The 11,865-nt window shown below is 46.5% G+C and carries 7 protein-coding genes and 1 riboswitch; of the genes, 3 read left to right on the top strand and 4 right to left on the bottom strand.

The window, feature by feature from the left end; genetic code table 11:
- Positions 1-82: 82 nt before the first annotated feature.
- Both bglX and LDX50_RS17565 read left to right on the top strand, forming a co-directional pair.
- A complete protein-coding gene (bglX, locus tag LDX50_RS17570; RefSeq protein WP_225698613.1) occupies positions 83-2,362 on the top strand; it encodes a beta-glucosidase BglX in 2,280 nt (759 codons plus the stop codon).
- A gap of 30 nt (positions 2,363-2,392) precedes the next feature.
- Positions 2,393-3,037 carry a DUF2461 domain-containing protein gene (locus tag LDX50_RS17565; protein WP_225698612.1) on the top strand — a complete coding sequence of 215 codons (645 nt, stop codon included), beginning with the start codon at positions 2,393-2,395 and terminating at the stop codon, positions 3,035-3,037.
- Between the two features lie 2 nt (positions 3,038-3,039).
- Here LDX50_RS17565 and LDX50_RS17560 read toward each other — a convergent pair whose 3' ends face one another.
- Genes LDX50_RS17560 through LDX50_RS17550 form a run of 3 tightly spaced genes read right to left on the bottom strand, consistent with a single transcriptional unit; the run spans position 3,040 to position 7,525 of the window.
- Complete coding sequence (locus LDX50_RS17560; protein ID WP_225698611.1) at positions 3,040-4,614, bottom strand: amidohydrolase family protein; 1,575 nt, start codon at positions 4,612-4,614, stop codon at positions 3,040-3,042.
- Positions 4,615-4,664: 50 nt separating this feature from the next.
- Positions 4,665-5,261, bottom strand: a complete 597-nt coding sequence (locus LDX50_RS17555) for a hypothetical protein (protein ID WP_225698610.1) — start codon at positions 5,259-5,261, stop codon at positions 4,665-4,667.
- Between the two features lie 35 nt (positions 5,262-5,296).
- The gene (locus LDX50_RS17550) at positions 5,297-7,525 is read right to left on the bottom strand and encodes a TonB-dependent receptor (protein ID WP_225698609.1); all 2,229 of its coding nucleotides are present in this window, start codon (positions 7,523-7,525) and stop codon (positions 5,297-5,299) included.
- A 104-nt stretch (positions 7,526-7,629) separates the two neighbouring features.
- Positions 7,630-7,815, top strand: a riboswitch (cobalamin riboswitch).
- 85 nt (positions 7,816-7,900) lie between these two features.
- Here LDX50_RS17550 and LDX50_RS17545 point away from each other — a divergent pair.
- Positions 7,901-9,769, top strand: coding sequence for a TonB-dependent receptor plug domain-containing protein (locus tag LDX50_RS17545; RefSeq protein WP_225698608.1), 1,869 nt, complete (start codon positions 7,901-7,903; stop codon positions 9,767-9,769).
- Positions 9,770-10,143: 374 nt separating this feature from the next.
- On the opposite strand, the gene LDX50_RS17540 is transcribed toward LDX50_RS17545, so the two are convergent.
- Complete coding sequence (locus LDX50_RS17540; protein WP_225698607.1) at positions 10,144-11,700, bottom strand: aryl-sulfate sulfotransferase; 1,557 nt, start codon at positions 11,698-11,700, stop codon at positions 10,144-10,146.
- Positions 11,701-11,865 lie beyond the last annotated feature (165 nt).

Here is an 11,865-nt window from a genome sequence, read left to right as displayed (position 1 = left end):
GCCGGCTTTTTTATGTTGATGATTATCATTCCCAATTAAGGGGTGATTTCACTATATTGCTGCCTTCATCATCAGAAACAACATGATACCCGTAAAACGCACATTACTCACAGGCAGCCTGGTGTTCACATTGCTGATTGGCATTGTTGGATGTACAGGAGATTCGGCTCAGTCAGACACTGAAAAAAGTGCCAGAACCCAAAAGATAGATTCCCTGATCACAGTTATGACCCTTGAGGAAAAAGCAGGTCAGTTAAACCTCTATGTAGGGGATATGTTCAATACGGGGCCGACCCGCCGTACTGTGGAATCCGAGAGATTTGACAGCCTGGTTCGAAATGGAAGCATTACAGGTCTTTTTAATATTCACGGTGCCGCGTATACCGCAAGACTACAGCGCATCGCTGTTGAGGAATCACGACTGGGCATTCCGCTCGTTTTCGGTGCCGATGTGATTCATGGTTTCCAAACGGTGTTCCCTATTCCTCTTGCCTCTGCAGCGAGCTGGGACATGGAAGCAATTGAAACCGCAGAACGTATTTCTGCCATTGAGTCAACCGCAGTAGGCATTAATTTCAATTTTGCCCCGATGGTTGACATTACACGCGATGCCCGCTGGGGCAGGGTTGCGGAAGGGGCCGGCGAAGATCCATACCTGGGAGCCCAGGTAACCAAAGCCCGTGTGCGCGGTTTGCAGGGGACATCACTCGACGATGCCAGAACGATGGCTGCGTGTATCAAGCACTTTGCTGCTTACGGTGCGCCCGATGGGGGGAAGGAATACAATACCGTTGATATGTCGGAACGAAAAATGCGTGAGATATACCTGCCTCCCTACAAGGCCGGGATTGAAGCGGGAGCCGCAACCATTATGACTGCATTCAATGATGTGAACGGCATTCCTGCCACGGGAAATAAGAAATTATTGCGCCAGATTCTTCGAAGTGAGTGGGGTTTTGATGGAATGATTGTTTCCGACTGGAACTCTATCGGGGAATTGGTTGATCACGGCTATGCGGTAAATCCTGAACAGGCCACTGTGCAGGCAATTGAAGCGGGTGTCGACATGGATATGATGAGTGATTACTATAAGTTGTTCATTCCGGCACTTGTGCGTGAGGGACGTTTGGATGGAAAGCTGGTAGATCAGGCAGTTCGCCGGGTACTGGAACTGAAATGGGATCTCGGGCTCTTTGAAGATCCGTACAAGTATTCGCAAATTGAACGGGAGAAAAATGAGATTCGTACCCCTGAGCATCTGGCGGCTGCACGTGATGCAGGCAGAAAATCCATTGTACTCCTGAAAAATGAAAATAATCTGCTTCCGCTGCCAAAAACCGGTAAAAAGATTGCGGTCATTGGCCCGTTGGCCGATAGCCATGCCGATATGAATGGTACCTGGTCGTTCTTTGGAGAGCAAGAACATTCAGTGACCTTCCTCGACGGGATCAAGGAAGTGGCAGGAGAAAATAACGTAATCTATGCCGAAGGCTGCGGAATGTATGACGATTCAAAAGCCGGATATTCTTCAGCAATGAGTGCCGCCCGTCGTTCGGATGTTGTTGTAATGGTATTGGGTGAGAGTGCGGTGATGAATGGTGAAGCGGCATCACGGACGAATATAAAAATCCCGGACAATCAGCTTGCCCTGCTTGAAGAGGTTACAAAGACCGGTAAACCAATTGTTGTGATGGTGATGACAGGAAGACCCCTCGATCTTTCATGGCTCGATGAGAATATACCTTCAATCCTTTGTGTATGGACGCTGGGATCAGAATCCGGACATGCTGCAGCTGATGTCCTGTTTGGTGACTATAATCCTTCGGGCAAATTACCGATCACTTTTCCAAGAAATGTCGGACAAGTGCCGATTTATTACAATCACCCCCATACGGGAAGACCTTATTTGGGCGATTACTCTGAACCACCTACAGAGCGTATTTATCTGTCAAAATACAGGGATGTGGAGAATTCCCCGCTGTATCCGTTTGGATACGGACTCAGCTACACACAATTCGAGTACTCTGGAATTTCAGTAAGTGATGATACAGTACGGAGTGGAAACCATATAACTGTAAGTGTGATGCTCACCAACAAGGGTGACCGTGACGGTACTGAGATCGCACAGTTATATATTCGCGATCTGAAGGCGAGCATTGTACGGCCAATCAAAGAATTAAAAGGGTTTAAGAAAGTTACCCTGGCTCCTGGTGAAAGTAAGGAGGTAACGTTTGATATAACGCCTCAGATGCTGGCATTTTTTCATGCGAACCTTGAGAAAAAGGCAGAAAAGGGTGAATTCCGGGTGTTTATCGGCGGTAATTCAGATGTTGAGGAATTCGCAACGTTCTTTTTTGACTAGAAACTTTTTACAATCGGGGGCGTTCAGATCATGATGAAAGATCTGTATATATTCCTGGAAAAACTCCGGGTGAATAATAATAAGACCTGGATGGATGAGCATCGTGCTGAATACAATCAGGTTCGCGATGCATATATTCTATGGCTGGATGACCTGGATGCGCGGCTGGCGGAAATTGATCCGTCCTATGATCATACGGAGGGGAAACGCGCCATCCATCGCATCAATAATAACCTGATGTTCCATCCCGACCGGCCCACTTATAAGGAACACATTGGGGCAACCATGGATCGGGTTAAGGAGAAAAGTGACTTTTATATCCATATCGGACCGGAGGAGTCCTTTGTTGCCGGAGGCTACTACCATCCTCCTTCATCCATCCTGTCAAAAATTCGGGAGGCCATTGATTACGACGGAGATGTGCTCCAATCCATACTGGATGAGAAACGCTTTAAGGCAAATTTTGTGCTTGAACAGGATCTGTTAAAGACTTCTCCAAAAGGGTTTACGCAGGATCATCCGCACATCAAACTTTTGCGTTACAAAAGTTTCGCGGTGATGCATACAGTTACCCGGCAAGAGGTTTGCCATCCCGATTTTCAGGATAAAGTTGTGGAATTGTATAAGGTAATGATGCCGTTCAGGGATTACCTGAACCGTGCGGTATTATACTGAGTTCAGAAGCCAGGCTGTTTAATCTCAAAACCTTCTTCTTCCTTCGATGCATCCACAAGCTCTTTTACATCCTGAAGCAGCTTTTTGGCGTCATAGATAATACCATCCTTGATCGTGTATTTTACACCACCCACACGAACTACGTCGTTTTCATCTGTTAGCTTTATGGCACCAGTTCCATACAATACCTTCAGGTTTTGAAGTGGATTTTCTTCGACAATGACAAAATCTGCCAGTTTGCCAACTTCCACTGTGCCCAGATCCTTGTCAAGACCAAGCGCTTCGGCGCCATTCAGCGTAGCGGAGCGAATGACTTCCAAAGGATGAAATCCAGCTTCGCGCAGTAATTCCAGTTCGCGGATATAGGCAAATCCATATAGTTGAAAAATAAAACCGCTGTCAGATCCGGCCGTTACCCTGCCACCCCGGTTTTTATATTCATTGATGAAGGTCATCCAGAGTCGATAATTTTCTTTCCAGGCTACTTCTTCCTCGGTGCCCCAGAAATGCCAGTAGGACCCATGTGATATTTTACTTGGCTGATAGAAACGCCATAAACTGGGCAGGGTGTAGTCTTCATGCCATTCTGCACGGCGAGCACGCATCAGATCCCGGCTCGCCTCATAAATGTTAAAAGTAGGATCCAGCGTGAAATCCAGTTCCAGTAATTCATTCATTACGGCATTCCATTTTTCGGTATATGGCGCTGCGGCCTGTTGCCAAAGACGCCCTGCCTCGCCGAAACGATGCTGCTCGTTATTGTAATTATAATCCAGCGGATAGTTCTGTACCGTCCGGTCGGTAAACAATGCCTCCGGCAAGCCATACCAATGTTCCATGGAGGTAAGTCCCGCGCGGGCGGAATTCAGTACGTTCCATCGCGCGACATCCATCTGCGCGTGGTGACATGCAGAACGCAATCCCAGTTTTTTGTTTTCCATCAATGCCGCTTCCATGATATCCGGGGCAGCACCAAAGAATTTAATCCCGTCGGCACCGTTTTTTGCATTATTCTGCACCCATTCGCGCGCCATTTCCGGTGTACTGATTGGAGAGGTACTTCCCTGTCCGAACGATGTATAAGCCAGTATTCGCGGCGCAGTAATTGTATTTTTCTGACTCTTTTGTTTATGGTCAAGAACCCAGTCGAGTCCGTTTCCCGCTGATGGATCCCGGATCGTGGTGATGCCGTGCGCCATCCAAAGTTTGAAAACATATTCTGCAGGTGTTCCCTGTGCTGACCCTCCGATATGGCCGTGCATATCGATGAAGCCCGGCATGAGATACATACCTGTTGCATCCAGTTCCTTGCCTCCCTTTTCCAGCTTGGGCCGGCGATCGGGGTCGATCGCAACCCCGGGATACCCAACAATTCGAATTTGTTCAATGCGATTATTGCGAACGACAATATCCACTGGCCCGGTGGGTGGAGCGCCGTCTCCTTTAATCATCATTACGCCCCGAATGATTAGCTGTGGCCACGGACCTTCTCCCTCCGTCCGCTCCGGTGCGTCTGTCACCTGGCCGAACGTGAGAAATGGTAGAATTAATAATGCAATTAATGAAAATGCCTTCATAAGATGTTTTTTGGGAATTTACAAAATGACGAATTGATACTAAGGGATTATTATTTGGCCGGCGGATCGAATTGCGAATCACGGTCTGGATTTTCCAGAAATTCGATGATCATCCTTGACTTCAGCCACAGAAATTTCTCCAGTTCATAATAGTCGAAAGCTTGCAGGTCATAGGTTGAGGAAAAATGATCTGTTACGATCTTAAAATCCGAATAGCTCAGTACTGATGTTGGATGCCCGTTGTTTTGAATATGCTGGGTGTAAAGCCCCATTATTTTTTCTGCAATATCCGATTGTACCGGATAAACATCCGGAAAATGAAAATTGCAGTACGTTGAAGCCAGTTTTCTGAATTCGTAAGGCTTATCCGGGAGTAATGCCGAAATGCGCGGAACGATTTCAAGTTCACTGTTTTGAAGATATGGATCTATATGCAATGATTGGATGTGCTTAGCCATCGAGGGCACATAGTGCAGGTCGATAATGCCGTTGTTCATGGCACTGATCTTCTCATTGATAACTAACAGATCTGTATTTTCCGGATTGGCTTCAATAAATTTGAAACAGCGATTATCATTGTAAAAGTAAAGTTCATCCCGCTTGATATCGCGAATCAATTCTTTTATTGTCTCCTTGAGTGTAGCCATGGGCAACGATTTTTTAGCCACATAAGGTAGAAAAATTATTTGAAGAGACTCCAGTTAATTCCTACAAAAAATTCCCTGCCGTGAATAGGGGCATACGAATAGGCGGTATCAAAAAAATTGCTGAAACCCGGATTGGAATAAGGATCATTCAGTCCCGATAAGGGTGAAACCGGTTGAGTGAAATTAAAAATATTACTCACACCCCCATATAGTCTGAGGTTCTTCCAGGATTTGGTGATCTGAATATTATGAATCTGAAAAGGAGAGGAGGTTCTGGGTCTTGGATCAGCCATTGGCTGACCCTGTTCATCGAGATCAAAAACCTCAGGAAGCAACATAGAACCGGTAAAGGTGGCCGACCAGGCAAAGATCCAGTTGGAACGAGGAATGGTATAACTGATATTCAGCAGGGCCGACCATTCAGGGGCGAATGGCAGATTTTCCTTGATGCCCTCTTCGCCGGTCTCTGTCGACCGCAGCAAGGTGCCTGCTGCCATCACCTGAAGGGGAAATATGAATTCCTGTGTCCAGCTGAAACTCACCCCACCGGTTTGGGCATGACCAGCGGTATTGTCATAAATAATTTTCCCGGGATCTGAATAATCAGGAATTATCTTATTGGTAAAGTGCGTGTAAAACACATCAAAATCCACGCTGGCCTGACTGCTGCCCATCGTGAGGATATGATTCAGGTTGAGTGAAATATTGGCGGAACGTTCGGGTTTCAGCTCTTCCCTGATTTCAATGCTCCGCTGCCCGGTTACAAAGGCATGGTCTTCGGTGAATAAGTTTACAAGTCTGAATCCTGTGCCTGAATTGACCCGCAAAGTAGTCCAGTCACCTGCTTTCCATTTCGCATTAAACCTTGGCGAAAAGATTAGTCCGTGTTTTTCATAATAATCTGTGCGCAGGCCACCCAGGAAGGTAAGGGAAGGTGAAAGAGCAAGTTCATCCTGGATAAATATTCCCGGAATGAATTGTTTGTCGGCACCCCCGGGTGTCGCTACCGTATTGTCGTCATAATACTGATAGCGAGAAGTTACACCGGCCAGGATAGCATGCCGACCGGATTCCAGTCTTCTGTAGGCATTGATGAAACCAATCTGTTGCTTTGCCTCATACAGGTCACTGCCGTAGAAACTGTTCTGGTCATGAATACTGAAGGAGTAATCGATTTTATATCCATGGTTGCCGGTAAAGCTTCCGAATAATTCGAACCGTTCTGTCTGGATACTCTCGCCATAAATTGTATCGTTGCCTCGTAATGAATTATGGTTCTCCAGAAAGGATTGAACGCCATTCCTTCGGTCTTCTGTCATGAACTTTGCCGACACGCTTAATTTCTGATCTTTCGGCAACTGTGCCTCCCATTTGCTGAAAATCGCGATGCGGTCCATGTTAATAATATCCCCGAACCCGTCCCTGTTTTCATCAATATACTGGTGCATCCCACTGTAGCTGAGTCCGGAATAGGTTGAAATTTTTTTCAGTTTACCAGACACGGCCGTATTAAAGAACATTTCCCCATGGGTAGTGCCCATAACGTCTGCCGTGAGTATTGGCTGCTTAGCAGGATCTCTTGTAATGATATTGATCACTCCCGCCAGGGCCTCTGAACCATACAGCGTTGAACCCGGGCCTTTAACCACTTCCACCCGATCTACCATGATACCCGGGATACCATTCAGGCCATAGACAGACGCCAGGTTGCCGTACATGGGGGTTCCGTCGATGAGAATCGAGGTATACTGACCCGGAAGTCCGTTAATACTCAAACTATTCGTAAAACATACCCCGCAGGAAACTACCTCCTGGACGCCATTCACCATCGACATGGCGTCTACCAGGTTGTTGGAAGCAGAAGGCATAAACGTATTAAAATGTTTGGTGGTGAGTACTTCGGTTTTAATCGCCGACTGGGATACGAATACGGGCTGGAGTGTACCGGTAATGACCACCTCATCAAGCCCCAGAGAACTTTCCTCAAGCAATATTTTTATTTTTTCATCTGATGCCGGGAGAATTTCCTTGAGGACTGACTTATACCCAAGGGAGCGAATTTCTATACGAATGATATTCTGATCGGCAATTTCCAACCGGAACTTTCCCAGGCTATCTGTGACGGTCATTCCCCCATCCGGCAACTGTCGGATTGTTGCTCCCGGTACGGGACCTTCTTTTCCCTCTACACTGCCCCGTAAGATTTGCTGGGAGAATCCGGACAGCGTGGTTATGAGAAGAAAGAATAAGAAAATAAACCGCATTTCGATTTGACGTAAAATAATATAATAACAAAACTAAAAAATAAATTAGATAAGTCTAAAAAATATTTAAAAAACTCTGAAATACACGGGAGGAAATATTTTACGTATACTTGCACCGTCATGGTGTCCACAATGGTGGACTTAAAAGGGAATACCGGTGAGAATCCGGAGCAGTTCCCGCTACTGTAATCCCATGGATGGCTGATATCCACATTGCCATTGTCCGTTTCGGATGAGAAGGCGGTATCAGTCGGGAGAGCCAGGAGACCTGCCCTGACGATGTTTATTCAATGCTTCGGGTAAAAGCGTGTGAATGGAATCGACTGTTCCCATTCCCCTCTTTTACTCCTTTTGTTTCATTTAACCATTATTGCAATGAAAAAGGAGTTAAAGGTTTGGGCAATAACCTGTATTGCCTTTTGGTGGCTGACGCCAAACATCATTTACGGTCAGCATGACACATTACGCACGGATGAGCTTCGTGAAGTGGTTATTACCGCAAGTAAATTTCCTAAAGCCTCTTCGCAAACCGGTAAAGTAATAAATGTGATCACAAAGGATCAGATAGAAAATGCCGGTGCGCGGGATCTGGGTCAGCTACTACACGAGCAGACCGGATTGTTTGTAAACGGTGCCAATAGTAATCCCGGGAAAGACCGGGGCATATATCTTAGGGGTGCTTCTGCGCAATACACCCTCATTTTACTTGATGGTGTACCAGTTTATGATCCCTCAGGTGTTAATGGCGTATTTGATCTGCGGCTTCTGTCGCTGAACAACATAGAACGGATCGAAATTTTGAAGGGGTCACAATCGACTTTGTACGGGTCTGATGCTATGGCGGGAGTGATCAATATCATTACCAAAACCCCGGAAAGGGCAATTGAACCTTCAGTTTTACTTTCATATGGCACCTATGGGCAATTCCTCGGGGATGTAAGCCTGTTGGGAAGCAAAGGCAAGTTCAGGTATTCAGCCGGATACAGCCGGCGACAGAGTGAAGGATTTTCAGAAGCACGGGATACTACGGGCACAGACGCATTTGAAAAGGATCCGTTTAATCAGAATTCGGCAAATGTGAAAGCAGGGGTTGAGTTGACCAGTAAGACCCGCCTGGAAGGGTTTTTTCAGTTTACCGACATGAAGGGTGATTATGATGCCGGCGCCTTTACCGACTCGGATGTGAATCTTTATGAGGCGCGCAACATGCGCTACGGTATTACTGCCACCAGTCGGGGTGAACGGGGTGATCTCCAGGTTCAGGTTGCCCGGAATGAAACGGATCGTGTTTTTGATACGGATTTCGGAAAGTTTGAATACGCTGCCATTTTTGATCACCTCGAAGGATTCTATCATTACAGAATTTCCGACAGATGGCAGATTCTTCCGGGGGTTTCATTTCAGCGCCAGGAAATTACCAATGAAGAATTTGAAGATGCCAGCCTGTTTGCTCCCTACGCTACGGCTACCTATCAGGCAAACGGTTTTTCCCTGGAAGGGGGTATTCGGTTCAACCGGCATTCTCAATTCGGAAATTTTACTACCTACAGTATCAATCCGAGCTGGTTGATCACTCCGGTATGGAAGGTTTTCGCCAATTATACCACAGGCTTTAAGGCACCTACATTAAATCAGCTTTTTGGGCAGTTTGGAGCAAATCCCAATTTAAAGCCCGAACAAAGCCGCAGCATGGAGGCAGGATTTCAGCGAGCTGATCAGAAGTCTGATATACGTATTGCTGTTTTCAACAGGCGTATTGAGAACATCATCATCTATATCATGGATTATCAGAACAGCGATCGTCAGGATGTAACGGGTGCAGAGGTAGAGGCCGGATATCGAATCACGCCTGAACTGGAGTTCAAGGCGGGATATACCTGGCTCAATGGTGAAATGCAAATGAGTCAGGAGGATAGTGTTTTTAATGGAATTCTCCGTCAGCCGGAACATGCTTTGCGCACTTCGCTTTCCTATTCACCGGTTGCGGGTCTTGAATTGCGGGCCGCCTGGCAGTTATTTGGGTCGCGCAAGGATGTTTATTTTAATCTCCGGGATTTCGCAGTCGAGCAGGTGAATCTTGACGCGTATTCATTACTGGACCTGATGGTTTCCTATTCATTCCCAAAGGCGAAAATGCGTATGTTCGCTGACATTCGTAATTTATTGAATACCGATTATTACGAGGTGTATGGCTATAATGTAATGGGAAGAAATATTCAACTTGGGGTTCACTGGACCCCCTGAGTTTACATAATATAAGGGGAATGCAGGTGCAGAATATTGTCGTTGTTGTCGTTATTTTCGTTGTCTCCGTGATATTATGCGACCACCCGCTGCGCAGGGGTCGGATTAACAAATGCGATCTGTCTCACATATGCGACCACCCGCTCAGGGGTGGAACTATGGTCTGCAGAGTTTCTATTATTTTGCTTTTTGAGAGATGTTTGTGGATGACCCCTGCGATGGCGGGGGTCAAATAAGTGAGCACATTGGCAGAATAAAGAACGACCCCTGCTTTAGCGGGGGTCGCATAAGAACTAATGGCTTGATATACCCGATTAATGAATGATTTGGTGTATGCGTTCTTTGAATTTTTATGCTTGAATTTCCAGCATTCGTTACATCGGAGGCTTCTGCGTGGCTGGTTGTGGATCAATAGGCTGAAGTTCCTTACCTGCGACTGCCGGATGATCTACCGGAATGTGTGTAGCCCTGAAAATGGCATACATGAACGGTCCTACCGGCTGAGGTGGTGTCCCGTCGGGCAGTTTCCACTGTCCGATATAGGGTGACCAGTAGTCCCAGACAACCTCACCGTCTTCCGTAATTTCCTGCAGCCGGCCCTGCGGCCCGAAGTTCATCAGCGTATGACCATTTTTCATACGGTGGGCACTGGAAATAAACATTGCAAGATAGTCACCCTCATTATTTGCTGTATAGGTCCAGGTAGGTTTTTCAGGTCCGATTGGCCCGCTTTCAGGAATAATATATTTCCCATCGGCATCCATGGGTGGCGTAATTTGAGTTACCTGTGAATGAGTTTCACCATCGGCATCCTTGAAGTTATTATTAAAGATGGTAAGGTCACCTTCACCCGGATAGCCGGGAAGGATCCAACGCACATCATGTTCGAATCCAAGGTATTGATCCGTGGTATCCCCGCGGTTATATTCCTGCGGATTTCCCCATCGGTACAAGAGGTCGCCGCCTTTACCAGATTTTCCGCCGGTACTGCCCGATGCTTCCTCCGTAGTTGTAGAATGATCAATAATCCAGATTTCAGAAAAATCGGGTATACTAAGTACTATTTGATCGAGTTCAGGATTGTAGTCGATCGCATTGGTATGGAACATATCCGAGCCCATGTTATCAATGGTCGCATTAGCAGCATACTGACCCTGCGCCTTGCCCCGTTCAAATTCCTCCGGGTCGGGCTGGCGGATAGTATCACCATTGTTGATATTGATCCGCTCCGGGTGATCGCTTAATTTTCCGTAATTCGGGAGATCAGGGTTTACATCCTGAATCATATGGTCCCATGCGTACCATTCCCAAACGATTTCACCTCCACTTGGTTTGGTGGGTTTGACTTCGATTATTTTATCGGGCCACACACCGGCTTTCGGGATCAGGTGTGGCATTCTGCCAGCCGCCATCGCTTCCTCCGGCGTTTTGCTTTCCCAGACAATGAGCAGGATATTTCCATTGGGCATTACGGCAAAATCGTGGTGCATCAGATTGTCCTGATTCGCCAGTTTGTATTCCCATAGTAACTCCCCATCCCAGCTAAACTCCTGAACACGACCTGCCATACCCCCGCCGGAAAATACAACCGCTTCGGGATCCCGACTGTGCACATATAAACGGCCATCTTCCATCAGATAATGGGAACCGAGTCCAAAGTTCGTTTTCCATTCATGGACTACCTTGCCATCCAGATCGATAAGATATACGTCGGAACTGGTAAGGGAGGAAAATAATATATAGCCTGGCGTTGCATTTTCTGTTTTCAGGCGGAGTCCCCTTTCCTGATCCAATGCCGCCATTTTCACCATTTCCGGGGGAATCCCGCCTTCCGGGGGTGCTTCCGCGACGTCGGACTGTTGATCCTGCTGACCACAGGAAAAGCAAAATGTAAGTAAAAGTAAAGTGAACAGTCGTTTAGAAGTGTACATGACAAGATATGATGGTTGGGGAGTTTTGAAAATTTTCAGAAGAACATAAGAATTAATGGTAAAAACAAGCCTCTTTCATGAATTGGTTGAATTTTTGGAAGAATCACTCAACCTGAATGAAATTATTATGTTTAGTGATTGTATCTTACTAGTCCAAAATATTTT

The sequence above is a fragment of the Fulvivirga sedimenti genome (assembly GCF_020328055.1).
The sequence above is the reverse complement of the archived record's forward strand: the minus strand, read 5'-3'. Positions and strand labels throughout refer to the sequence as shown.